Source organism: Christensenella minuta (assembly GCF_003628755.1).
In the GTDB taxonomy this organism is placed as follows: Bacteria; Bacillota; Clostridia; order Christensenellales; family Christensenellaceae; genus Christensenella; species Christensenella minuta.
The window spans coordinates 932,781-956,626 of record NZ_CP029256.1 but is presented as its reverse complement, the minus strand read 5'-3'; the positions used below and the strand labels follow the sequence as shown (position 1 = coordinate 956,626).

The following is a 23,846-nucleotide window of genomic DNA, read 5'->3' as shown; positions in this document are numbered from 1 at the left end:
GGAGGATAACGATATGGCGAAAAGAGCTTTTTTAAGCGTATTCGATAAGAGCGGAGTGGTGGATTTCGCAAAAGGGCTTGCGGGACTTGGCTTTGAAATTCTTTCTACGGGCGGGACACAGCGTGAGCTGGAAAATGCCGGGATTAAGGTAACGAACGTTTCGGATATTACGGGTTTTCCGGAATGCCTTGACGGACGTGTAAAAACATTGCACCCGAAAATCCACGCGGGAATTCTTGCAATGCGCGGGAATGAAGAACATATGAAGCAGCTTGAGAAGCTGGGAGTGGATACGATTGATATCGTTGCCGTTAACTTATATCCCTTCAAGAAGACGATCTCAAAGCCGGATGTCACGCTGGAGGATGCGATTGAGAATATCGATATCGGCGGGCCGACTATGCTGCGCGCGGCAGCTAAAAACTGGCAGGATGTTGCGTCGATTGTGGACAGCGCCGATTATGGGACGGTACTGGAAGAGCTGGAAAAAAATGGGGAAGTAACACGCGAAACCAAATTCAGACTGTGTGCGAAGGTATTTGAAGAAACGGCGGCCTACGACGCACTCATTAGCCAGTACCTGAGGAAGCAGCTTGCCACGGAAGAGTTGCCCGAAAAATTGACGCTCACATATGAAAAACAGCAGGGGATGCGGTATGGCGAGAACCCGCACCAGAAGGCAGCATTCTACCGGGAACCGCTTTATGTACCGGGAAGCCTCGCGAATGCGGAACAGCTTAACGGCAAGGAGCTTTCATTCAACAATATCAATGATACGGCAGGCGCACTCGATTGCCTGCGCGAATTCGAAGAAACCACGGTGGTGGGCGTAAAGCATGCAAACCCTTGCGGCGTTGGAAGCGCGGAAACGGTTTACGACGCTTATATGAAGGCATACGAGTGCGATCCTGTTTCAATTTTTGGCGGCATTGTGGCGTGCAATCGTGAGATTGACGAGAAGACTGCGGCACAGATGAGCAAGATATTCCTGGAAATCGTCGTTGCGCCTTCCTATACAAAGGAAGCGCTTGACATTCTATGCCAAAAGAAAAATCTGCGGATACTGCGGCTGCCAGGGATTTCCGCACCTTTGCCGAAAGATGGACTCGATACCAAAAAGGTACTTGGCGGACTCTTGGTGCAAGGACTTAACGACAAGATGTTTGACGGCGAACTCAGGGTTGTGACAAAGCGCAAACCGACGGATGAAGAAATGGAGAATCTTGAATTTGCATTCAAAGTTGTAAAATATGTAAAATCGAACGGTATTGCGATTGCCAAGGATATGGGTACGCTTGGCATAGGACCGGGGCAGACAAACCGCATCTGGGCAGCGGAGATGGCGCTCGAGCGGAGCGGCGAGGAAGCAAAGGGCGCCGTGATGGCGTCGGATGCTTTCTTCCCGTTTGACGACTGTGTAGAGGCTGCCGCCAAGGCGGGCATCACTGCGATTATCCAGCCGGGCGGCTCGATCCGTGATGAGGATTCCATCAAGAAATGCGATGAAAATGGAATCGCGATGGTATTTACTGGAATTCGCCACTTCAGACACTAAAGGACAGGAGAGTAAGGCATGAAAAAAGTATTGGTAGTCGGCGGCGGCGGACGGGAACATGCGATCCTGTGGAAATTGAAGCAGGGAAAAGAAGCGCTGGAGCTTTTCTGCGCACCTGGGAATGGCGGAATCGCACAGATTGCAACCTGTGTGCCGATCAAAGCGGACGACGTTGAAGGAATGGTCGCATGGTCAAAAGAGAACGGAATGGATCTTGTTTTTGTTGCGCCGGACGATCCTCTGGCACTTGGCATGGTAGACGCACTGCAGGAGGCGGGCATCCGCGCATTCGGTCCGACGAAAGCCGCTGCGGAAATCGAATGGTCGAAATCTTATTCCAAATGGCTGATGAAGAAATATGGAATCCCCACCGCTGACTTTGAAGTGTTTGACGATGCGGATCAGGCGATTCGGTATCTTTTGGAAGCGAACTATCCGATCGTCGTGAAAGCAGACGGGCTTGCCCTTGGGAAGGGCGTGCTCATTTGTGATAATTTTGGACAGGCGAAGCAGGCCGTGCAGGAGATTATGCTGGATAAGAAATTTGGCGCGGCAGGCGCGCAGGTTGTAATAGAAGAGTTTATGACCGGCCCTGAGGTCTCCGTGCTTGCGTTTTGCGACGGCAAAACGATTTTGCCTATGGTGTCCGCGCAGGATCATAAAAGAGCGTATGACGGCGACGAGGGGCTGAATACAGGTGGCATGGGGACCTTTGCCCCGTCGCCGAAGTTTACACCGGAATTGCAGGAATATGCCCGTAAGGCAATTTTTGAAAAGACGGTGGAAGCACTGAACGCAGAAGGCCGCGAATTTAAAGGCGTTATCTTTTTCGGATTGATGATTACGCCGGATGGGCTCAAGGTGCTGGAATACAATGCGCGCCTGGGGGACCCGGAAGCTCAATCGGTTTTTATGATGATGGATACGGAACTTATTGAGGTGATCGACGCGGTCATTGACGGTACGCTCGATCGGGTATCTTTCCAATGGAAGGATGGCAATGCGGTATGTGTAGTGATGGCATCAGGCGGTTATCCGCAAAAATACGAGAGCGGAAAACTGATTGAAGGTTTGGACGACGCTGAAGATGGCGTGGTGGTGTTCCACGCGGGAACAAAGCTGGGAGAAGACGGCAGGTTGTATACGAATGGGGGCCGCGTGCTGGGTGTAACAGCTGTTGGGAAGGATATCCCGCATGCGCGGGAAATTGCCTACCGGAACGCAGAAAAAATTAGGTTTGAAGGCGCGCATTACAGAAAAGATATAGGAATAAAGTAACGAAATAGAAAACGGCCGCAGAAATGCGGCCGTTTTTAGTTTCTGTTTTAAGGACTAATCCTGTTTCAGGATTTTATCCGCGACATATAATCCGTTTGCTGCCGCCTGAGACAGGGAACGGGTGAACCCTGCGCCGTCTCCGGTAGCGTAAATGCGTTCAAAGCCATCCAGCTCGAAATCATGCGCGAGAGGACGTGCGGAATAGTATTTACACTCGATCCCATACAGCAATGTATCGTAGTTTGCCGTGCCGGGCGCAATCTTATCCAGTGCATACAAGGTCTCAATGATATTGTCGAGCTGGCGCTTTGGAAGGCAGAGGCTCAAATCGCCAGGGACCGCATGTAGGGTAGGCCGGGTGGTGGACTGCGCAAGTCGTTTTACATCTGTGCGCCGTCCGGCCAGAAGATCGCCGAAACGCTGCACGAGCACGCTGTCGCCGCTGATTAGGTTGGCAAGGCTGGCAACGTGGCGGGCATATTCGATAGGCTCTTTGAAAGGTTCCGTAAAGCGAATCGTCGTAAGAAGGGCAAAATTGGAATTATCTGTTTTTCGCGACTGGTCGCGGTATGAATGACCGTTCACCGTCAGGACGCCGTTCGTGTTTTCCGTTACGACGTTTCCACGCTCGTTAAAGCAGAACATTCTTGTCGTATCGCCATAGGCCTTGCTGCGGTACCAGATCTTCGGTTCATAGATCTGCCGCGAGAAGCGCTCCCATACGCTGGAAGGAAGCTCCACGCGCACGCCGATATCGACTTGGTTATTGGTCAGGCCAACCTTGTTTTTTTTGCACCACTTTGTAAAGAACTGGCTGCCGGCGCGTCCTACGGCAAAAATGATATCCTTAGCCTGGAATTCCATGCTTCCGGATTTCGTCTGTGCGAAAATAGTGTGCGCCGCCGCGTCTACATCGGTCACGTCGGCGTCGGTATAGATATCGCATTTTTCCGAAATATGTTCGATCATTTTGCGCATCGTATCAAAATTTTCATCCGTTCCCAGATGCTTTAGCTGCGCCTGCGACATATGGAGGTCGTATTTAAGGCATTCGGCCTTGAGGTCGTTATTTGGCATAAAACGTTCAGTGGTTGCGCCAAAGGAAACGAGCAAACGGTCTGCCTGTTCGATATAGTCGATTACCGTTTCCGGTTCTAAAAAATCCGTAAGCCATCCGCCGTATTCTGTGGAAATTACATACTTTCCATCTGAAAAGGCGCCCGCACCCGCCATGCCCTCCATAATGGCGCAGGAAGGACATTTTACACAATGGTCCGCGGTTTTCTTTATGATCGGGCACACGCGTCCGGTAATCGCATGACCCTTTTCAATCAATGCGACCGCAAGGGCAGGGTTTGATTCAGTCAGGCGGTATGCGCACATAATTCCGCTGATACCGCCTCCGATGATTGCAACATCATACTTTTTCAATTTATGGTTACCTCGATTGGTAGAAATTACAGGCCGAACGCCTGTGTGACAGCCTTGATCGCCTTGGTTGCGTCCTGATTTTTCAGGCAGAAGGAAATTCTTGTTTCGGAATCTGTGACAATATAGGTCTTAATGCGGTTTGCCGCGAGCGCCGAAAACAGCTTGGATACCACGCCATACTGCCGAGCCATGCCGTCGCCTTCAATGGTGAGCTTTGTGATATCGGAAACGCACTTATAAGAAAGGCTTTCGACCTCATCGAGCGCGGCCCGGACCGTTTCTAGGTCAAGCGACGCAACGGAGAAAGTGATATCGACCGTGCCGTCCTGCGGATATGCCTGGCTAATCGTCGCAATATTGACGCTGTTTTTGGCAATGTGATCGAATACATCTGCGATATAGACGGGATCGTGCGGCATATTGATGAGGGTAACAATTGCGTTGTTTTCCTCCTCTACATAGATACTGCTTACGATTTTTTTGCCGGAAATAATGTCTTCCATAGAATAAAGGCCGGCAGAACGGCCGATCAAAAACTGGGCCGCGCGGACAGCGCCTTCGGCAAAGACCTGCCGGGAGAGGGCACGGTGGTGCACCTCAATGATTTCGTCGTTCCCGAGAAAAAGAACATCATGTTCGCCTACAACCGTTCCGCCGCGTACTGCGTGGATACCGATTTCTTTTTGCTGCCTTTTTGCGCGCACCTTGGGAGTACGGCCGTAGACATATTCTTTTTCCCCGGAAAATACTTCGTTGATTTTATCGGCAATCGCAAGAGCGGTGCCGCTTGGTGCGTCGACTTTCTGGTTGTGATGTTTCTCGATGATCTCAATATCAAATTTGCTGCCTAAAAATTCAGAAGCGGTTTTACAAAGCTCCATTTGCAGATTGACGCCAAGGGACATATTGGCGGAGAAAAAGACCGGAATATGCCCGGAATATTTCACGATCATCATTTTATCATTTGCCGAGTAACCGGTGGTTGCGAGCACGGCGGGAATATTCTTTGCCTGAGCAAAATCAAGGAGACCATGCAGGGCATCGGGGCGTGAAAAATCGATAATAACATCCACTGATTCCACAACGCGCGAAAAATCGTCGTAAACAGGGAACGGATTCTGCCGTATGTCGGGCATTTTATCCACACCCGCGACAACAACCATGTCTTCCGTCTCCGATACACAAGCGGCGATCATTTGGCCCATTTTTCCATTAGCGCCGCTGATTAATACTTTAATCATTTCCAGACCTTTCTTAATCGCAGAGCCCAAAACGGCGCATCTGCGTCAGGAGATTTTCATAAGTTTTATCGCCCATTTCCGTAAGGGGAAGGCGAAGAGGCCCCATGTTGAAGCCCATCATACGGAGTGCCGTCTTAATCGGAATCGGGTTGACTTCGCTGAACAAGGCACATACCAGCGGATTGATCTCAAGCTGCATCTCACAGGCTTCATCCGTTTTTCCGTTCAGGTAATTCATTACCATGTTGTGCATATATTTCGGCATGATATTTGCCACTACTGAAATAACGCCACTTCCGCCAAGGGAAAGCAGGGGAACGACCTGATCGTCGTTCCCGCTGTATAGGGCTGCCTTACCGCGCGTAAGGCGCGCCGTCTCCACGACCTGGGAGATGTTGCCGCTCGCTTCTTTGATTCCTGCGATCCTGTCATGACAGCAAAGCTTCTCATATACGGAAGCACAAATATTGACTCCGGTGCGGCTGGGGACATTATAAATAACAATGGGCAGGTCAGTCGCATCCGCAAGGGCGTTGAAATGAGCGATCAGCCCTGCATTGGTACATTTATTATAATAAGGGGTAACGGCGAGCAGGCCGTCCGCACCGGCAGACTGGGCCGCCTTCGCGCAGGAGATCACATGAGCGGTATTATTTCCGCCCACGCCTGCAATGACAGGGACACGGCCAGCCGAAGCCTTGACAACGCACTCAATGACCGAACGCTGCTCTTCGTCCGTCATCGTTGCGGGCTCTCCCGTCGTACCACATGCGATCAGCGCATCGGTAGCGTTTTCAATCTGAAATTCGACGAGTTTTTCAAGCGTGTCATACGCAATTCCGTTTTCCGTAAAGGGCGTTGCCAGAGCAACCCCGGAACCTTTAAAAATCATCATATAATCTCCTGTGGGTGTGGAATTTATTTGTCCTGCGTTTCCATCCATTTCTGAGCGATCTGCACCGCGTTCGTTGCCGCGCCTTTCCTGATGTTGTCCGCAACGACCCAAAGGTTGACGCCGGAAGCTACGGAACGGTCACGGCGGATACGCCCGACATACACTTCATCTTTGCCGGCGATATCGATGGCCATAGGATATACTCCTTTGCCTTCACCTGTTTTCACATCATCCATCACAATGAGCCCGGGGAAGGCCGCGAGTGTTTTTTTCAGATCGTCGAGATCGTACTCTTTCTCGAATTCCACATTGATGGCTTCGCTGTGTCCGTGGAATACGGGAACGCGGACCGTGGTTGCTGTGATGCGCATATCGTCGTTGTGGAGGATCTTACGCGTCTCATTCACCATCTTGAGTTCTTCCTTTGTGTAGCCGTCCTCGCCGAACACATCGATCTGCGGCAGGCAATTGCCAAAGATCGGATAAGGAAACTTTTTAGGCGCATCTCCGTTGATCCCATTCTCAAGGTCGCTGTATCCACCCATTCCCGCACCGGATACCGCCTGGTATGTAGAATAAACGACGCGTTTAATTTTGTATTTATCATCGAGCGGCTTCAATGCGACCATCGCCTGAATGGTAGAACAGTTTGGATTGGCGATGATGCCGGAATTCCATTCAATATCCTCGGGATTTACTTCGGGAACAACGAGCGGAACCTTAGGGTCCATCCGCCATGCGCTTGAATTGTCAATAACAAGCGCCCCTGCCTTTACCGCAATCGGAGCGAACTTCTCACTTGTGCCGCCGCCGGCGGAAAACAAGGCAATATCAATATCCTTGCCGTCGAAACAGGTTTCCGTAAGCTCTTCCACGGTGTATTCTTTCCCCATGAAATCCACTTTCTTGCCCGCACTGCGCGCGCTTGCGAAAAGGTAGTAATTTTCTACGGGAAGATTGCGCTCTTCCAAAACCTGCAGGAATTTCCTGCCTACCATTCCGGTAGCGCCAACAACAGCAATATTATACTTTTTCATTCCAAGACTCCTATTCTTTGCCGCAGGGCGGCATTTCTGAAATATTTTTAAAACGGATTCCCGTTTTGCATGACATAAGTTCATTCTTTTTCTGCAGGAACGCGGACAAAAAAAGAACGGCACACACATTGCGCCGTCTTCTGCATTCATAATTCATCCGATCGCAGCAGCGCAACACCGCAAGGCGGTGACAGTGACACGGCTGTTAACCGTACCCCCAGATCGCTATGCCCGGCCCACATAACGTCTTCGGCGTTAAGCCCTTTCCTGCAAAATACAACCGCTCCGCCGAGAGCTTATCATTTTGCGGTACTGATGCTGTAACGCGCCTCTGTCTGTTCATCTGCCATTATACAACATCCACTCTGGCATGTAAATACTTTTCCATCCGAAATACTTGCGAAATAAACGGGGAAACGGTATGATTTAGTTAGTACAAAAGCAGGAAAGGGACCGGATAGGATGATGGAAATCAGAGAAGCGGTAAAACAGCAATTGAATGAGGCGGTGAGGCTGCGCAGGGATTTGCATAGGATTCCGGGGTATTCCTTCGATGTTGCGCAAACGCGAGACTACCTCATGGATTATCTGAAGGCGCTTGCGCCGGATGAACTGAGGATATGTGGAAACAATGGAATCAAAGCGGTTTTCCGGGCGCAGGAGCCTGATAAAACGGTTGCAGTCCGGGCGGATATGGACGCGTTACGTATTCCGGAGAAGACCGGCTGCTCTTTTGCATCACAGAACGAGGGTTTGATGCATGCCTGCGGGCATGACGGGCACATGGCGATTGCCCTTGTGTGCGCGAAACTGGTCGGCGAGGCGCGGGCGCGTATCAATAAAAATTATGTCTTTTTATTCCAGCCCGCGGAAGAGACGGTCGGCGGGGCACAGCCTATGATCGAGGATGGCGCGCTTGAAAGTCCGGACGTAGATGAGATATATGGGATTCATCTGTGGCCTTATCTTTCGTTTGGCACGATAGGCATGAAGGCGGGCCCGATCATGGCGCAGATGTGTGATTTCCTGATTGATATCAGAGGGCGGGGAAGCCACGGGGCCAAGCCGCAGGACGGCAATGATGCGCTTGTAGCGGCCGCCCAGTTTATTATGGGAGTGCAGACGATCGTATCGCGCAGCATCGATCCCTATGAGACGGCAGTGGTCACGATCGGCCGGATCGAGGGTGGTCAGGCGCAGAATGTGATTTGCGAAAATGTACATCTGGAAGGAACGATGCGTGCGTTTGAACCGAAGATAATGGAAATGGTGAAGCGCAGGCTCCGCGAGCTGCTGGATGGGATCGGGATAATGTACGGCGTAAAGTGCGGATACCATGAACCTATGAGCTATCCGGCTGTAGTCAACGACGAACAGCTTTTCGAGCACGCGGCGGTAAAATTCAGCAAGGAGGAATTCCGGCTGGCAAGGCCTTTTATGATGGCGGAAGATTTTTCTAATTTTCAGCGCGCGGTTCCCGGTTTATATTCTTTTATAGGAGTTGCCGGACCACAGGGGGCGCAGCCTCTCCATTCGGCTGAATTCAACTTTAACGAACAGGCATTGTTAAATGGTGTAGAATATTTTTTGAGGGTGACGGATTTTGAGTGAACAGTATAGCGCGCTTGCCCGCCTGTATGACGACCTGATGTATGACGCACCGTATGAGGAATGGTCGCGCTACATTATCGAATTGCTGCACAGGGAAGGCGTGGAACCCGGTGCGGAAATACTGGAATATGCGTGCGGGACAGGCAATCTGACGTTGCCCCTGGCAAAGGCGGGGTACCGAATTACGGCTGTTGATTCTTCGGAGGATATGCTTTTTCGCGCACAGGAAAAAACGCGTAAAAATGCCCTGAAGGTAAATTATGCCTGCGAGGATATGTGCCGCTTCCGGTTAAACCGGCCTGTATGCGGGGCGGTCTGCGCTTGTGATGGGGTCAACTATCTGCTGGCTGAGGCGGAGCTTCGGTGCTTCTTTGAACGGACTTATGCGAATTTGCGGGAGAATGGGGTTTTTTTGTTTGACATCAGTTCCGCGTATAAGTTGAGGAACATCCTTGGAAACGAATTTTATTATGACGACGGCGAGGCTGAAACTTGCTTTTGGCAGAACCGCTTTGATGACAGGAGTAAGACGGTACGAATGGAACTGACGATTTTTATCCATCGTGGTGGAGCCTGCTATGAGCGTCAAGACGAAACGCATGTGCAGCGGGCGTGGGAATGTGCGGAAGTGATGCGGGCGCTGCGTGATGCCGGATTCACGGAGATTGAAGCCTACGGATTTTTAAGCGGGGACAAACCCGCCGGACAGGAAGAAAGAATACAGTTTTGCGCTGTAAAAAGGAGAACGGTCAATGAGTGATATATTAATCAGAGCGATGCTGAACGGCGAGGCGGCGGTATGCGCGTGCGACGTGAGTGAGATGGTCGAAACGGCCAGAAAAATACATGAAACAATGCCGGTAGCGACGATTGCGCTTGGACGTACGCTTGCGGCGGGAACCATGATGGCTTCTATGCTGAAGAGCAGGCATGACAGAATGACCCTGACGATCAATGGCGGGGGACCGGCGGGAACAATTATGGTCGTCGGGGAAGCGGTGCTTCATATGAAAGGATATATCGCCAATCCGGTGGTCAATTTGCCGGCCAATGACAGGGGAACCTTCGATATTGCCGGGGCGGTAGGTACGGACGGGTTTGTAACGGTGGTTAAGGACCTTGGGCTGCGGGAGCCGTATATTGGAAAAACACCTATGCTGACGGGGGAGATCGGCGAGGACATCGCCAATTACTTCCTGATATCCGAACAGCAGCCGTCGGTTGTTTATGTGAATACATGGCTCGAGACGGATATGAGCATTGTAAATGCGGGGGGTGTGATCGTGAGGCCCTTGCCGGACTGCAGCGAAGAAACGTTGACAGAAATTGAAAAAAGGGCCGGGACTATTGCAAACTATGCGATGTACATGCTGTCCAAAGGTGCGCGGGGGTCCCTCGAACAGATATTCGAGGGAATGGAAATGGAAATCCTCGAGGAACAGCAGCCTTTATGGCAATGCGACTGTTCAAAGGAACGGCTGGAAGAGGTCGTAATTTCCCTTGGAAAACATGAAATTCAGGATATGATCGAGAAAGACGACGGAGCGGAGATCGTTTGCCGCTTTTGCAACAAAAAATATTGGTTTTCGGCGGAAGAATTGAAAAGACTGCTTGAACAGGCAGTGAAGGAATAAGGATGGAGAAACAAAACCTGAAGGTTATCAGCTTTGACCGGCCTGCGGACTTTTATTTTCAATCGGCATTGAAAATGATGGACGGAATGAACTATTTAGGAGCGCTTCCAATGGTCCGCAGGGCGCTTGAAAAGGAACCTGATAATATCGAATATATGATGAAGCACGCGGAAATACTGACCGAGCTTTCCAAATATGAGGAGTCGAACAGCGTATTGTTTGAAGTCCTGATGAAAACGAAGGAGGCGAGAAGCGAATGCTTCTTTGGTATGGGCTGCAACTTTATCGGCCTCGGCGATCTTGATAAAGCGGAAGAAAGCTTTGAAAAATACCTGGCGGTATCGCCGGACGGCGAATATCGCGATGATGTGGAAGAATTCCTAGCTTTATTTTGCGATATGGAGGAAGAGGAAGAATATATTTTGGAAGACGCCAATAACCTTAAACAGCAGGAATTGGCGGAAGAAGGGAAGCGGCACCTCGACAATTGTGAGTATCAAAAAGCGGTGGAAGTTCTCGAAAAGATAGATACGAAAGACCCTGACATGCTGTTCGCTAAAAATAATCTTGCACTTTCCTATTACTGCATGAAAAAAAATGACGAAGCGATCCGAATTACGCAAAAAGTTCTGGAATGCGATCCGGAGAATGTACACGCCAATTGCAATATGGCGATGTTTTTGAATAAGCAGGATCATGCAGCTGCCTGCAGGCACATTGAAAAGGCGATCCGGCAGCAGAAAAATACACAGGACGATTTTTACAAGATTGCGATCACTTACTGCGAAATCAGCGAGCATGAGAAGGCGCTCAGATATTTATCCAATATCCTTGCCGCGTCCCCCTATGACGAAAAGGTGTTGTTTTGTGCGGCTGTCGCCAGCTTCAACCTTAAAAGGTATGCGGAATCGATCAATTACTTTTCGGATATCATCAAGCTGGAGCCGGAAGAAAGTATTGCGGGCTATTACTTAAAATATGTAAAAGATGTAATGGACGGCAAAAAGGCGCACAGTGAAATCGGCTATGTGTTTCAGGTACCGCCCCATGAAGCGAAAAAGCGAATCAGATACCTGAATGAAAAGATGAAGCTGCCGGCGGATGAGTTTCAGGAATTATGGGAAAAAGACAGGAAGCTGAAGGACATCCTTCTGTGGGGGCTGGAATACGGCGACAGCTTTATCAAACGGGCTGTAGTGGAAATCATCGGCGGCTTGGGCGGTGAAAAAGCGGAGCGGATTTTCCGGCGCTATATCTTGAGGCGGAACCAGCCGGATGAGATCAAGAATGAAATTTTTGTCGCCCTGAAACGTATGCATGCGGGCGAACCTTATATCGCTTATTTCAACGGCGGCATCGTCGAGGTAAAGGTCGGTATCCTTGACAATGTCGAAGATGCCGCGAGCGACTGTTTTGATAAGTTGTTTGACCTTCTTGTCAGTGTTGTCAGCGAAGAATATTCCGAACAGATGGCGGGAAAGGCCGTAAGCCTTCTTCAGGAGTTTACCGAAAAGGGAGCAGGCAGCCGTTACCTTTCAGAAATCAAAGAGTTTGCCGCAGCAATCACCTTTGCTGCCCTTTATTTAAATGGAATCACGACAGAACCGCGAAAGGTTGCGGCTCTTTTTGACGCCGATGTAAACAGGCTTTCGGCAATTGCAATGGAAATTATCAATACGGCTGGAAAGAAAGAGGAGACATGATGGCCAAAATTTCATCTGATGAAGTAAAAGAAAATCCGAGAATACGGGTTTTGGTGGAACAGGCAAACACTTGCCTTGAGACGCTTGGATATACGGATCACGGGCCGCGGCATGTAGGCTATGTGAGCAGGATCGCGGGGGAAATACTGGAAAAACTGGGATACCCGGAAGAACGCGTGGAGCTAGCGCGTATTGCGGGCTGGACGCACGATGTCGGTAATATGATTAACCGGAAGATGCATTCCCTCACGGGGGCGACGCTGCTGTTTGACGAATTACAGAGAATCGATATGGACCTGCAGGACGTATGCGATATTTGTTCCGCAGTCGGGGCGCACGACGAGGAAACAGGAACACCCGTGAGCGATATTGCGGCGGCTTTGATTATAGCGGATAAAGTGGATGCGTATAAAAAACGGGTCAAACGCAAGGATATGGACGATATCCATGACCGGGTGAATCTTTCGATCTATGAAACAGATGTACGCGTTTCACAGGAGAAAAACCAGATCACATTTGAGCTGAAGATGAAAGAATACGCGACTCCGATGGAATTTCTGGAGATTTACCTTGGGAGGATGAAAATGTGTGAGAAGAGCGCGGCATTCCTAGGCTGTACGTTCAAGCTTGTGATTAACGGACTCGTTATGAATAAAATCGGAGGACTGCAGGGTTGAATTACCGGTGTTATGCCTCTTGTGCATTTGGGATCGAGGGAATCCTTGCGGGAGAACTTCGAGAGCTTGGCTTCGGGAATGTAAGTGCACAGGACGCACGCGTTTATTTTGATGCGGACGAAAAAGGGATTGCAAAAGCAAATATTTTCCTGCGCACGGCAGACCGTGTATATCTTGTGCTTAAGGAATTTCGGGCGACCACCTTTGATGATTTGTTTGAAGGAGTAGCGGCGATTCCGTTTGGCGATTTTATGCCTTCTGACGCGCGGTTTCCAGTGGATGGAAATGCAGTGCGGTCCACACTTGGAAGCGTATCGGACGTTCAGGCCATTACGAAAAAAGCCGTAGTGACTGCAATGCAAAGGGTATATCCCAAAGAGCGGTTTGAAGAAAACGGCAGTATGTTCAATCTTTACGTGAATCTGCTGAAGGATCAGGTGACGATAGCCCTCAACACCAGCGGGATGGGTCTTAACCGCAGGGGATATCGGCTGAAAAACGCGCAGGCGCCTTTGAAAGAGACGCTTGCGGCGGCGCTTATCATAATCTCACAGTGGCGTACACGCGATTTTTATGATCCGCTGTGTGGGAGTGGGACGATCGCCATTGAAGCGGCGATGAGAGCGGCCAATATGGCGCCCGGGCTCAAACGCAGGTTCGATGCACAGGGATACGGCAATGAATTCCGCAAGGAATTTGCGGAAATGCGGGAATATGCGCAAAGCCTTCTCCGACAGCCAGAGATGGAAATTTTTGCAAGCGATATCGACCGCAAAACACTTGATCTTGCAAGGGAGCACGCACATAATATGGGCGTTGCCCAGTATATTCGTTTTTCCAGAAAAGACGTACGGGAATTCGTGCAGCCTGACCGTCCCGCATCAGTGATTACCAATCCTCCGTATGCGGTGCGAATGGGTGAGGAGAAGGAAGTGGCAAGGTTGTATCAAGCCATGGGGGAAGTCTTGCGTCCGCTTGACGATACGCTTGTATTTATTATTACTGCGGATGATCGGTTTGAATCGAAATACGGGGCAGCAGCGGATAAACGCAGAAAGCTTTACAATGGAAGCATTAAATGCACCTATTACCAGTATTTCAGGAAAAAACGCTAAAGGGGACTTGTACGGCCTAGGATTTTAAATTGTGTCCGCAATTTTTAAAAAAGTAGTTGATTTTTATGATAAATCTGATAAAATATTAGAAGTCGGCACAAATAGGATGCCAACGTGGCTCAGTTGGTAGAGCAGCTGATTCGTAATCAGCAGGTCAGCGGTTCGAGTCCGCTCGTTGGCTCCATATCGGGGTGTAGCGCAGCTTGGTAGCGCGCTTCGTTCGGGACGAAGAGGTCGCAGGTTCAAATCCTGTCACCCCGACCAGCCAAAAGCGCATCTGAGGATGCGTTTTTTGTTTCCGGCAGCGATCATATTCGTGCCTCAAGCAGGCAATACCGACTGCCAATTATTGCTAAAAATTCTTCAAAGATATATAATCTAGTTGCATTTGCAACGTAGTTTCAATGAATAATACCACTATAGCAAAGCTGCATAGATCAGGAGGAGAAAAACGTGAAAGGGTATAAATTTGTGATAGGAGGCGATCCGGCTATGGCTCGCAATACTGTTTATGCCACACTGGAGAACCAAGGATTTGCCTTAACCCATATTGATGATTGGTCTGCCGATGCGGAAAGAGGATCCTCGGGGGCATCGGTTATTTTCGGTGCATTTGCCGGGAAAAAAGGACGTCATGTAAAGCTGCGGGTCTCGTGCCAATCAGCCCCGGAAGGAACTGTGATTACGCTCATGCAGGGAACCAGCGGCGCTTCGGGAGGGCTTATTGGTGTAAGACAGGCTTCCGCTCTTTACTCCGATATCTACAATGTTGTAAGTTTAACTTTCCAAAACGCCGGTGTGTTGATATCGAGCGGCAATCTATAATGTGATTGTAGCTTTGAGTTCCGCATTATACCGCGCCATATACTGACAATAAATACTGGTTATTGTTTACTTAGTTAAATGCCTTTGTCAGCCTTATTGTTATGTTTTCAGTGCAGCGTTTCATAAGCGCCCAGGCAAAAAGAAAACCTGGCAGCCATACGGTTATCAGATTTTTTGTCAGTGAGCAGGAATTTCAGTTTATCGATGAGAAAGGATAATTTATAAGTCTGCACCGGCACTGTTTCTGTACTGCAGGTATTCCAGAAAGCAATTGACGGAACGCGAGGCAGATTTTTTTCTGCGCAGTGCGAGGCCGATTTTGCGGTAAGCCGGTACGTCAAGCTCTTTGGTAACGATTTGGTAAGGAATGCGCTGCAAAATGAGTTCAGGCAGAATGCTAATGCCGAGACCGCTTTCTACCATGGACATGATCGCATAATCATCCCATGTTGTAAAATGGATTTGCGGCGAAACACCGTAGCGGTCAAATATTTCGGAAACATCGGCTCTTCCGCCTTTCTCAAGAAGCATAAATGGAAAATCGCATAATGATTTTATAGGGAAGCGGGTGCAGCCTGCAAGAGGGTGGTCTGTGGGCATAACAACACGCAGCGCGTCTTTTTCTAAAAAGATGGATTCCAGATCAGGATGTGTCGGAAGACGGAGAAAACCGCAATCCACCCGTCCTTCCAGGATCCAATTTTCGATCTCTGTATAATCACCGAGCAAAAGTTCGTAATCAATATTAGGATAGTTCTGCTGAAATTTTTTGATAATCCCCGGCAACCAATGAGTGGCTACGCTAGAAAACGTTCCGATTCGGATGAGGCCGGCTTGCAGCCCGTTCAAATCGTCTATTTGTGTTTGCAGATGATGGTATTCATCACATATTTTTTGGATATATGGCAGCAATTTCAGGCCGTCGGAGGTAAGACGTACTCCGGAACGGCTTCGTTCAAGAAGCGAGACATGCCACTCCTTTTCCAAATCGTGGATCATGCGGCTGATCCCAGATTGGGAATAGTTCAAACTTTTGGCCGCCTTGGTAAAGCTTTTGTATTCGACCGCCTTCACGAAAGCGAGATATTTTTGGATTTGCATCGCTTCTCCTTTGATTTGGTTTTATCATTTAAATTATGATAAACATTTGCTTTAATCATTCATATCGATATGCTACACTATATTTGAAAATTTTACAACCGAAAGGAATGACGGGATGTTTTTTATCAGCGATATCTATACGGCAGCGACGGTTTTTGGAGTGCTGCTTGACAACGAGAAAAAAGTAAAAGTTATTTTTGAGCGTAAGGTTGTTTCACAAAAGTGGTATGGATGTAGCGATGGGACAACGACAGGATATTTGAAAATCGATATGGAATTGATTGTGGAAAGGTTTCTTCCGGCCGCCGGGCATATACCGGGAATCATTAGAGGAACATGGTAAGTTCAAATGAAAGGAGAATATATAAAATATATTTTTGCATTATTACTCTTTGGCTCTAATGGTATTGTCGCCAGCTCTATCCCGCTGCACAGCTATGAGATAGTTTTACTGCGGACATTGGTTGGCAGCCTTTTCCTGATCCTGATCTTTTCGTTCTCCGAAAAGAAATTACAGGGGCGGCGCAATAGGAAACACTTCGTATATCTGGTTATTTCCGGTGCCGCAATGGGAACAAGTTGGATGTTTCTGTATGAAGCCTATACGCAAATTGGCGTAGGGATAGCGACGCTTATCTATTACTGTGGTCCGGTAATTGTAATGGCCCTTTCTTCTTTTTTATTCCGTGAATCTCTCACACGGGCGGTGATTTGCGGATTCGTCGCCGTATTTGCCGGGATGTTCCTATTGAACGCCACTGCCTTGTCGTCGGGCGGCAAGCACTGGGGAATCCTCTGCGGCATATTTTCCGCAGTTCTATATTCGGTCATGGTGATCTTCAATAAAAAAGCTACGAGTGTTTCAGGATTGGAAAATTCTATGTGGCAGTTAGTAATCAGCTTTATCACTGTCGCGATTTTCACACTGTTCCAGCAAAAGAGCACGCCTCAGGTGATTTTACGGAATATACTTCCCATTCTTATTCTGGGAATCGTAAATACAGGGATAGGGTGTTACCTTTATTTTTCTGCGGTCCATAAATTGCGCGTCCAGTCAGTCGCGATCTGGGGCTACCTGGAGCCGCTGTCCGCATTGTTTTTTTCTTTCCTGTTTCTGCATGAGGAGATGAGTATTCTTCAGGCCGTGGGAGCGGCATTCATTATTGGCGGAGCCGCTTATGGAGAATACAGCAATGCAAAGAGGAGAAAAGCAGCGGAACTGCAGAGATTTTGAGAAGACATCCCTGATTTTGTCCCCGGTATTTCCCTGATGGGGAAAACAGGCTTTGGGCTGCTATACATTTTCCGGCGGCTTCCCTGAGATTTAGACTAGCCTATCGGTATAGATAGATCATTCTGCGTTCCACTTGCTGGTTCGCACAGGCATAACCGATGAGCAGCTGACCGCACTTCATAACCCTTGATTTTCTTAATAAACTATTAACAATGCCCAAAAGAGAGGGGGCAAAATTGAATTTTGGGCAAAGCCATGCTATAATTCAGCTATACTAACTCACGAAAGGTAGTTGTTATTATGTTTAAGAAGGTTATTGCGGTGGTATTGACCCTTGTATTGGCGGTGTCTTTTGCCGCGCCGGCTCTTGCTGCTTCCCAGGAAGCGCGTGTTGTCATTGGCGCTGACAATACGGAAAGCCAGATTTCGGACGTTTATAATTATTTTGGGATCAAACGTGGCGACGTTACGGAGCTGCAGGTAACAAACAGCGAGGAAAGGCAGTATTTGGAAGGACTCGTTCCGGATCAGAAAATTGGCAATGTAGCGCTCTCCTGCGTGTATATCGAACCCAATGACGGCGGTGGGATTGAGCTGGAAGTAAATAACATTAATTATGTAACGGAAAAAATGTATACGGCTGCGTTGTCTACGGCGGGTATATCGGATGCGAAAGTAAAAGTGACGGCCTATAAGCCGGTTTCCGGCACAGGTGCGCTTGCGGGAATTTATAAAGCTTACGAGGACATGACAGGTACGGTTTTGAGCGAGCTTGCAAAAGATACTGCGGCGGAGGAACTGGTTGTAACCGGAGAATTGCAGGAAGCCCTTGGAGACGTATCGATTGATATTATCAACGATCTGAAAGGGAAGCTCAAAGAAACCAAAAACATGACGGACGACCAGATCATTGAGCTGATTAAGGAAACGGCGGATAAATATGAGGTGACGCTGACGGACGACCAGATCCAGCAGATATTGGCGCTGGTCAAGAAATTCAACGAGTTGAATCTGGATCCGGATACCTTCCTGAACCTGTTTCAGGCAAAACAGGGAGTGGAGAATTTCTTTACGAGCGTGGGCGATTTCTTCAAGAGCATTGGCGACTTTTTCGTAAATCTGTTTGGCGGCGGAAATTAATCCAGTGGCAAAACCGTTCCGGTAATTCTATACGGAACGGTTTTTTTGTATTTAAAATGCAACTTTTAACACTTTGCGCTATAATATAAAGAGGAATATATTATTGCTTCAGGTCAAAACAAACATGAAATAAACTGAAGAGGTATTGCGAAAGTGGAGGACCGCTTTTCATCTGGAAAAAGGGTCGCAGTGCTAGGCATTGCGCTTAATATTGTCTTATTGCTTTTGAAGCTGACGGCTGGGTATGCCGCGGGCAGTCAGGCAATGATTGCCGATGGCTTCAACAGCATGGGTGATGTATTTGCGTCTACTGTGACCCTGCTGGGTAGTATCTATGCTGCAAAGCCGAAGGATGCCGATCATGCGTGGGGGCACGGCAAGGCAGAATATATTGCATCGATGATTATCGGTTTTTCTATGGTCGCTATGGCAATCTATACTGTGTCGGGCTCTGTGGAGTCTCTTGTAGCGGGAGAAAAGCTTGAGTTTTCGTGGTGGTTGATCGGTGTTGCAGTCACGACGATTGCTGCTAAATTTATTTTGTATTGCTATTGCATCCGAAAAAGTAGAAAACATGGCAGCATACTTATCAAAGCGAACGCCCAGGATCATCGGAATGATGTCTTTGTTACCTCGGGCACACTTATCGCTATCTTTTTCAGCCTTGCAGGCTGGCACTTTATGGATGGAGCCATCGGTATCGCCATTTCTGCATGGATTATTTACAGTGGGATTATGATTGTTCTGGAATCCGCGCGTGTGTTGATGGATGCGGGCGTAGATGAAAAAACATTGGAGGACTACCGCAAAGAGGTTCTGCGGATCGAGGGGATCGACCATGTCGATAGCCTGAGTACCAAGCCTGTGGGCGCAAAATCGATCCTTATCGTAAAAATATCCGTTGACCGTGATATGACGGTTATCAAAAGCCACGAAATCGGGAAAAAAATTGAGGAGGAGCTTCTTGCTTCCCATCCTGAACTTGCAGATGTTATCGTCCATATCAATCCGGACCTGCCCCATAAGGATGGAAGATATATGTGAACAAAAAAGTTTCCCGCTGATTCCAACGAGTATCAACAGAAAAAAATCTGCTGCCTGGCAACAGATTTTTTTCTCGGAAGTATCATATATGTTCAACGCCTGTCGGCGGTTCAACCAAAGGCCTTGCGGCCTTTTAGAGAAAGAAGATTTATGAAAAGTTTGTAACTGCTTTTCTTGTTATCTATCATAGCAATGAATTATGAAATGCATATGAATGAAATATGAATAGAAAATGAATAATATTTTATTGCCGTTTCCGGTACAGGCATGGGAGCTTACCCCGAAAGGGCAGATAGGAACTGTTATAAAAATAACCGGAATATGATTGTAATTATACCTGTGATAAGGTATAACTTAGTAATAGAGATTATTTACAGGAAAAAGATGGGAAGGAATGTTTGTGGATGAGTGTTTATGAAGATTTGAGCACGTTTGTTCAGCAGGGAAGGGTGAACAACGTAAAAGAAATAATCGCCGCAGAGCTTGGGAAAGGAACCAATGCACAGGCGCTGCTGCAGGACGGTCTCCTGGTGGGGATGGCGGTTATCGGCGAGAAATTTAAAAATAACCAGGTTTATGTGCCGGAGGTTCTGATCGCGGCCCGGGCAATGCAGGCGGGAATCGATGTTTTGGCCGGAGCGCTTGCCGCAGAAAAAGTAGAATCGAAAGGGAAGGTCGTTCTTGGAACGGTAAAGGGTGATTTGCATGATATTGGCAAAAATCTTGTAAAAATTATGATGGAGAGTAAGGGACTTGACGTAATTGACCTTGGAGTCGACGTATCAGCAGATCGGTTTGTGAATACGGCGATCGAGGAAGGAGCGCAAATTATCGCGTGTTCCGCATTACTGACGACAACGATGCCAGTCATGAAAGAAGTGGTCGATAAGGCTAATGAAAAGGGTGTAAGGGACAGGATTAAGATTATGGTGGGCGGGGCCCCCGTAACCGAGGAATTCAAGAACAAAATCGGGGCGGACTATTATTCGGCGGACGCTTCGAGCGCAAGTGATATTGCCTTGCAGATTTGCCAGTGAGCGCAGGAAGAGATGGGCTGTCAGGCTTGTTGGCAGCTCTTTTTTATAACGGCACAGGGAGGAAGAATGGAAAAAGAACCAGTATGCGGGGGAGAATGCCTGTTTGGTAAATGCCCGCATAAGCAGTGCATTAAGTTTACACGCAAAAAAGCGGAAACTAATCGGCTGTATACGGAGATGGACATATGGACAAACGGACTTATGCCCGAGCTTGCGGCGGAAAAGACCGGATATGGTCTTGCCGCCGATATTGGGACCACGACTGTTGTCATATACCTGTACCACTTAGATCAAGCGAAATGTATCTGTGTTAAAAGCAGGATTAACGCACAGGCTTCTATGGGGCTCGATGTTATCTCGAGGATTAAGTTCTGTACCGATCATGCCGACGGCCTCGAAAAAATGAATGGCGTCATCATAAGTGAATTGAATTCACTTATAAACGAAGCGCTGGCTGAGAGCGGGATTGACCGGAAACAGTTGAAGTCATGCGTTTTTACAGGGAATACGACAATGCTTCACCTGTTTGCCGGGCTATCGCCTGTGTCAATGGGCACTTTGCCCTTTCGGCCGATCTCAAAGTTTGGGGATTACAAACCCGCACAGGAGCTTGGGATTGATCTGCCGGCTTCTCAATGCTATTTAACGCCATGTATGTCTGCTTTTGTAGGAGGAGATGTTACTTCCGCGCTTTTGGCGACCGGATTTGCACAATCTGACGAGATCTGTTTGCTGATGGATATCGGGACAAATGGTGAAATAGCGGTAGGGAACCGGGAGTTTCTCTTCAGCACTTCCACCGCAGCGGGCCCGGCGTTTGAAGGCGCGCATATCAGCTGCGGAATGGCTGGCGTGACAGGTGCAATTAATAGAGTGGATGTACTGCAGGGAAAATTGAAAACGACTGTCATTGGCGGCGGAGCTGCACGGGGATTATGCGGTTCGGGTCTGCTTGACGCGATTGCGCTGATGTGCAAAATTGGCGCAATTGATGAAACTGGGCGAATTGCGGAGGAAACAGGCAGCCGCTTTATTGGGAAAAGGGATGGGGAGCCTGTAATTTTGATTACAGATGATATCGTAATTACGCAAAGGGATATTCGGGAATTGCAGACAGCAAAGGCGGCTATGGCGGCCGGGGTGCTTTCCCTCCTCAATGAGGCCGGCATACAGGGAAAAGAGATAAAGCGCGTCTACCTGGCAGGAGGATTCGGCAACTATATGGACCAGCGCAGCGCTATGGAGATAGGTTTGTTGTCCCGCGGCTTCAGGGAAATCATTGGCGTAGGAAATGCGGCTGGCATAGGTGCTTGCATGGCGCTGCTCGATCAAGCCTGTATAGCGAATATGGATCACATTTGCAGTATTGGGAAACATGTAGAATTGGGAAATAATCCTTATTTTATGGAAAAATATGTGGAGAGTATGTACTTTTGAAAATTTCGATGGGTAACGAAACATATGCGGTATGTAAACTGGACGAAGTCCGCTTCCCCAGGACAAATGCAAAAGCGTTTTTGAGTCTTACGGTAACGGAGGGAGAGGTGTCACTTGTTTGCGAGCAGGAGAGTATCCCGGAAAATGTGAAAGAAGTGCAGCGCGATTTCGCGTTGCTTAAAGTGGAGGGGCCGCTGGATTTTTCACTTATTGGAATACTGGCCGGGATCAGCAGTGTGCTCGCCAAGGAAAAAATAAGTATTTTTTGCGTTTCTACGTATGATACGGATTGTCTCCTCATTCGCAAAAAGGATATCGTACAAAGCATACAGGCGCTGCGTGAGCATGGCTATGAAGTTTATGAACGGTAAACAATAGGCCCTGATGAAAAGTGGGCTTACGGAATCTGCATATGCATAAAAAATGCACCATACAAATTAAATAAAACGGCGAATGCACCGATAAAGAATTCCCATTTTTGTGGCTTGCCTCTATAGGAGGCCAAAAAATACAAAAGGAGAAACGGAAGCAAATCAACCGTATATCTTGCACCGAATTGCCAGCCGCCGAAGGTTTTATGGCTGAGAAGGAACAAGAGATTAGCCGCACAGCCAAGAATCAGCATGATTTTTTCCAGTGTGATTTTTTTTAAGATGATATCGCGGATTATCAACGCAAACCAGACGATAAAAATGGGATTGGCGACATAGAACATAAAGCCGTCGAATTGAGGGAGATTGAGGGAAGCGTCTTCAAGCAGTGCTGCAGGCCGAAGAAAGATATTGTAGGCATTTGCTGCGATGTATTGCAGGCCGAACTGTTCATTGCCGACGCCGGAAAATTCCGGCAGATAATTGTGGCCGAATTCAAACGGATGATCGAATCGGACATAATTATAGAGGCAATACCCAAGGGCAATGACAGCGGGAACGATCAGAAATTTCATTTGCCGAAATACGACAATTATCGGCCGTTGGTGGGATATTCGCCATTCTTGTACGCAAAAATAGATAAATACCACAAGAAAAAGGCAAAAGGAAAAAGGACGGCAGCCAATCGCAAGTGCAAGTAAAATCATGCACAGGACTTTCTTTTGGTAGAAGAGGCTTAAAACAGCGCCGAAACACAAAGTGAGGTTTAATCCCTGGGCAAGGAACCATGAACCGCCGGAAGTCGACATCCAGAGCATGTTGCTGCCAAGGACAAAGAAAATTGCCCAGAACATGGAAAAAACATCTCGAAGTCCTGTCTTGCGAAAGCATTCGTACGCAAAGACGATACTCAAAAGAGCATAGACCATGACTACAAAATTGCTTGGGACCCCGCCTCCGAAGAAGAAAGTGAGCGGAAGCATAACAAGGGAAGGAACGGGAGGAAAGGATATATAGTAATTTCCTCCATATTCGGCGAGCTCAAGCCAAGAGTAATTTTGAGGCAGGGAAGCACTGCCGTTACGCCAAGCAAGGGCCTGAAGGGTGTAGCCGTCCCAATCGTTGTACGCAAAAAGGCTGCCGCCAAAAAGGTCATGGAAAAACAGATATCCGCAAAACAGTATAATAAGCGTGCCGATCAGGAGCCAATCAGTTTTTGGTTTCTTTAAGGACGAATATAGGCTCATGTTTTTATTATAGCACATAGTTCATTCAGGACGCAGGGAAGAGAAGAAAACGGCATGAGGAGAAAAGCATGCGAACTGAATATTTAAGGACGGCAGGGTATGAAAAAAGTAAGACCTACAGCGGTCTTACTTTTCCATTTGGTGGAGATAAGCGGATTCGAACCGCTGGCCTCTTACATGCGAAGCAAGCGCTCTACCAGCTGAGCTATACCCCCATATACGGTTTACCATGC

The 23,846-nt window shown here is 48.3% G+C and carries 22 protein-coding genes, 3 tRNA genes, 1 pseudogene and 1 riboswitch; of the genes and pseudogenes, 18 read left to right on the top strand and 8 right to left on the bottom strand.

The genetic code is table 11. The features are described 5' to 3' along the window. The first annotated feature begins 13 nt into the window (after positions 1-13). A complete protein-coding gene (gene purH, locus B1H56_RS04630; protein ID WP_066651113.1) occupies positions 14-1,555 on the top strand; it encodes a bifunctional phosphoribosylaminoimidazolecarboxamide formyltransferase/IMP cyclohydrolase in 1,542 nt (513 codons plus the stop codon). An 18-nt stretch (positions 1,556-1,573) separates the two neighbouring features. Further along, complete coding sequence (gene purD / locus B1H56_RS04625; protein ID WP_066518427.1) at positions 1,574-2,833, top strand: phosphoribosylamine--glycine ligase; 1,260 nt, start codon at positions 1,574-1,576, stop codon at positions 2,831-2,833. A 54-nt stretch (positions 2,834-2,887) separates the two neighbouring features. On the opposite strand, the gene B1H56_RS04620 is transcribed toward purD, so the two are convergent. The 5 genes and pseudogenes from B1H56_RS04620 to B1H56_RS04605 all read right to left on the bottom strand — a co-directional run bounded on the left by B1H56_RS04620 (position 2,888) and on the right by B1H56_RS04605 (position 7,437). Next, complete coding sequence (locus tag B1H56_RS04620; protein WP_082771141.1) at positions 2,888-4,264, bottom strand: NAD(P)/FAD-dependent oxidoreductase; 1,377 nt, start codon at positions 4,262-4,264, stop codon at positions 2,888-2,890. Between the two features lie 26 nt (positions 4,265-4,290). Then, the gene (locus tag B1H56_RS15135; protein ID WP_278287593.1) at positions 4,291-4,683 is read right to left on the bottom strand and encodes an ACT domain-containing protein; all 393 of its coding nucleotides are present in this window, start codon (positions 4,681-4,683) and stop codon (positions 4,291-4,293) included. A 66-nt stretch (positions 4,684-4,749) separates the two neighbouring features. Then, positions 4,750-5,505: pseudogene (gene dapB / locus B1H56_RS15130) on the bottom strand (4-hydroxy-tetrahydrodipicolinate reductase); the annotation flags it as partial. Between the two features lie 13 nt (positions 5,506-5,518). Further along, positions 5,519-6,400: a 4-hydroxy-tetrahydrodipicolinate synthase gene (gene dapA / locus B1H56_RS04610; RefSeq protein ID WP_066518435.1), complete on the bottom strand. Its 882-nt coding sequence runs from the start codon at positions 6,398-6,400 to the stop codon at positions 5,519-5,521. A gap of 23 nt (positions 6,401-6,423) precedes the next feature. Then, a complete protein-coding gene (locus B1H56_RS04605) occupies positions 6,424-7,437 on the bottom strand; it encodes an aspartate-semialdehyde dehydrogenase (protein WP_066518436.1) in 1,014 nt (337 codons plus the stop codon). A gap of 159 nt (positions 7,438-7,596) precedes the next feature. Beyond that, positions 7,597-7,779, bottom strand: a riboswitch (Lysine riboswitch). Between the two features lie 120 nt (positions 7,780-7,899). Here B1H56_RS04605 and B1H56_RS04600 point away from each other — a divergent pair. The 9 genes from B1H56_RS04600 to B1H56_RS04560 all read left to right on the top strand — a co-directional run bounded on the left by B1H56_RS04600 (position 7,900) and on the right by B1H56_RS04560 (position 15,002). Beyond that, entirely contained in the window at positions 7,900-9,048 is a 1,149-nt protein-coding gene (locus B1H56_RS04600; RefSeq protein WP_066739934.1) for a M20 metallopeptidase family protein, read from the top strand. Beyond that, on the top strand, positions 9,041-9,808 hold the full coding sequence (locus B1H56_RS04595) for a class I SAM-dependent DNA methyltransferase (protein ID WP_066739937.1): 768 nt from the start codon (positions 9,041-9,043) through the stop codon (positions 9,806-9,808). Before B1H56_RS04600 ends, B1H56_RS04595 begins: the two co-directional genes overlap by 8 nt. Continuing rightward, positions 9,801-10,682 carry an Hsp33 family molecular chaperone HslO gene (hslO, locus tag B1H56_RS04590; RefSeq protein WP_066518437.1) on the top strand — a complete coding sequence of 294 codons (882 nt, stop codon included), beginning with the start codon at positions 9,801-9,803 and terminating at the stop codon, positions 10,680-10,682. Before B1H56_RS04595 ends, hslO begins: the two co-directional genes overlap by 8 nt. 2 nt (positions 10,683-10,684) lie before the next feature. Continuing rightward, positions 10,685-12,385 carry a tetratricopeptide repeat protein gene (locus B1H56_RS04585; protein ID WP_066518439.1) on the top strand — a complete coding sequence of 567 codons (1,701 nt, stop codon included), beginning with the start codon at positions 10,685-10,687 and terminating at the stop codon, positions 12,383-12,385. Further along, the gene (locus tag B1H56_RS04580; protein WP_082771142.1) at positions 12,382-13,062 is read left to right on the top strand and encodes an HD domain-containing protein; all 681 of its coding nucleotides are present in this window, start codon (positions 12,382-12,384) and stop codon (positions 13,060-13,062) included. Before B1H56_RS04585 ends, B1H56_RS04580 begins: the two co-directional genes overlap by 4 nt. Then, positions 13,059-14,177 carry a THUMP domain-containing class I SAM-dependent RNA methyltransferase gene (locus B1H56_RS04575; RefSeq protein ID WP_066518444.1) on the top strand — a complete coding sequence of 373 codons (1,119 nt, stop codon included), beginning with the start codon at positions 13,059-13,061 and terminating at the stop codon, positions 14,175-14,177. Before B1H56_RS04580 ends, B1H56_RS04575 begins: the two co-directional genes overlap by 4 nt. Positions 14,178-14,285: 108 nt before the next feature. Further along, positions 14,286-14,361 (top strand) — tRNA-Thr (locus B1H56_RS04570). 3 nt (positions 14,362-14,364) lie between these two features. Next, a tRNA-Pro gene (locus tag B1H56_RS04565) sits at positions 14,365-14,441 on the top strand. 189 nt (positions 14,442-14,630) lie between these two features. Continuing rightward, positions 14,631-15,002: a hypothetical protein gene (locus B1H56_RS04560; RefSeq protein ID WP_066518451.1), complete on the top strand. Its 372-nt coding sequence runs from the start codon at positions 14,631-14,633 to the stop codon at positions 15,000-15,002. A gap of 219 nt (positions 15,003-15,221) precedes the next feature. Here the strand turns inward: B1H56_RS04560 and B1H56_RS04555 are convergent, their stop codons facing one another. Then, positions 15,222-16,103, bottom strand: coding sequence for a LysR family transcriptional regulator (locus B1H56_RS04555; protein ID WP_066518454.1), 882 nt, complete (start codon positions 16,101-16,103; stop codon positions 15,222-15,224). Positions 16,104-16,218: 115 nt separating this feature from the next. On the opposite strand from B1H56_RS04555, the gene B1H56_RS04550 reads away from it, so the two are divergent. The 7 genes from B1H56_RS04550 (at position 16,219) to B1H56_RS04520 (ending at position 22,366) form a co-directional block, all read left to right on the top strand. Next, a complete protein-coding gene (locus B1H56_RS04550; protein WP_066518456.1) occupies positions 16,219-16,446 on the top strand; it encodes a YbaK/EbsC family protein in 228 nt (75 codons plus the stop codon). A gap of 6 nt (positions 16,447-16,452) precedes the next feature. Continuing rightward, complete coding sequence (locus tag B1H56_RS04545) at positions 16,453-17,337, top strand: DMT family transporter (protein WP_066518458.1); 885 nt, start codon at positions 16,453-16,455, stop codon at positions 17,335-17,337. A 300-nt stretch (positions 17,338-17,637) separates the two neighbouring features. Further along, complete coding sequence (locus B1H56_RS04540) at positions 17,638-18,477, top strand: DUF1002 domain-containing protein (protein WP_066518461.1); 840 nt, start codon at positions 17,638-17,640, stop codon at positions 18,475-18,477. A 189-nt stretch (positions 18,478-18,666) separates the two neighbouring features. Next, positions 18,667-19,521 (top strand): cation diffusion facilitator family transporter, encoded by an 855-nt coding sequence (locus B1H56_RS04535; RefSeq protein ID WP_242862030.1) that lies wholly within the window; start codon positions 18,667-18,669, stop codon positions 19,519-19,521. Positions 19,522-19,925: 404 nt separating this feature from the next. Beyond that, positions 19,926-20,558: a cobalamin B12-binding domain-containing protein gene (locus B1H56_RS04530; protein WP_066518465.1), complete on the top strand. Its 633-nt coding sequence runs from the start codon at positions 19,926-19,928 to the stop codon at positions 20,556-20,558. Positions 20,559-20,624: 66 nt separating this feature from the next. Then, positions 20,625-21,995, top strand: coding sequence for an ASKHA domain-containing protein (locus B1H56_RS04525; RefSeq protein ID WP_066518473.1), 1,371 nt, complete (start codon positions 20,625-20,627; stop codon positions 21,993-21,995). An 8-nt stretch (positions 21,996-22,003) separates the two neighbouring features. Further along, positions 22,004-22,366 carry an ACT domain-containing protein gene (locus B1H56_RS04520; RefSeq protein ID WP_066519268.1) on the top strand — a complete coding sequence of 121 codons (363 nt, stop codon included), beginning with the start codon at positions 22,004-22,006 and terminating at the stop codon, positions 22,364-22,366. A gap of 26 nt (positions 22,367-22,392) precedes the next feature. Here B1H56_RS04520 and B1H56_RS04515 read toward each other — a convergent pair whose 3' ends face one another. Next, a complete protein-coding gene (locus B1H56_RS04515) occupies positions 22,393-23,295 on the bottom strand; it encodes a hypothetical protein (RefSeq protein ID WP_156468716.1) in 903 nt (300 codons plus the stop codon). A 457-nt stretch (positions 23,296-23,752) separates the two neighbouring features. Continuing rightward, a tRNA-Ala gene (locus B1H56_RS04510) sits at positions 23,753-23,828 on the bottom strand. Positions 23,829-23,846 lie beyond the last annotated feature (18 nt).

Coding starts and splice junctions, on each gene's coding strand:
- B1H56_RS04530 (WP_066518465.1), top strand. CDS start 19,926: ATGAGTGTTTATGAAGATTTGAGCACGTTTGTTCAGCAGGGAAGGGTG.
- B1H56_RS04550 (WP_066518456.1), top strand. CDS start 16,219: ATGTTTTTTATCAGCGATATCTATACGGCAGCGACGGTTTTTGGAGTG.
- B1H56_RS04600 (WP_066739934.1), top strand. CDS start 7,900: ATGATGGAAATCAGAGAAGCGGTAAAACAGCAATTGAATGAGGCGGTG.
- B1H56_RS04555 (WP_066518454.1), bottom strand. CDS start 16,103: ATGCAAATCCAAAAATATCTCGCTTTCGTGAAGGCGGTCGAATACAAA.
- B1H56_RS04540 (WP_066518461.1), top strand. CDS start 17,638: ATGTTTAAGAAGGTTATTGCGGTGGTATTGACCCTTGTATTGGCGGTG.
- purD (WP_066518427.1), top strand. CDS start 1,574: ATGAAAAAAGTATTGGTAGTCGGCGGCGGCGGACGGGAACATGCGATC.
- B1H56_RS04605 (WP_066518436.1), bottom strand. CDS start 7,437: ATGAAAAAGTATAATATTGCTGTTGTTGGCGCTACCGGAATGGTAGGC.
- B1H56_RS04525 (WP_066518473.1), top strand. CDS start 20,625: ATGGAAAAAGAACCAGTATGCGGGGGAGAATGCCTGTTTGGTAAATGC.
- purH (WP_066651113.1), top strand. CDS start 14: ATGGCGAAAAGAGCTTTTTTAAGCGTATTCGATAAGAGCGGAGTGGTG.
- B1H56_RS04580 (WP_082771142.1), top strand. CDS start 12,382: ATGATGGCCAAAATTTCATCTGATGAAGTAAAAGAAAATCCGAGAATA.
- B1H56_RS04515 (WP_156468716.1), bottom strand. CDS start 23,295: ATGGTCTATGCTCTTTTGAGTATCGTCTTTGCGTACGAATGCTTTCGC.
- B1H56_RS04545 (WP_066518458.1), top strand. CDS start 16,453: ATGAAAGGAGAATATATAAAATATATTTTTGCATTATTACTCTTTGGC.
- B1H56_RS04520 (WP_066519268.1), top strand. CDS start 22,004: ATGGGTAACGAAACATATGCGGTATGTAAACTGGACGAAGTCCGCTTC.
- dapA (WP_066518435.1), bottom strand. CDS start 6,400: ATGATGATTTTTAAAGGTTCCGGGGTTGCTCTGGCAACGCCCTTTACG.
- hslO (WP_066518437.1), top strand. CDS start 9,801: ATGAGTGATATATTAATCAGAGCGATGCTGAACGGCGAGGCGGCGGTA.
- B1H56_RS15135 (WP_278287593.1), bottom strand. CDS start 4,683: ATGCCGCACGATCCCGTCTATATCGCAGATGTATTCGATCACATTGCC.
- B1H56_RS04585 (WP_066518439.1), top strand. CDS start 10,685: ATGGAGAAACAAAACCTGAAGGTTATCAGCTTTGACCGGCCTGCGGAC.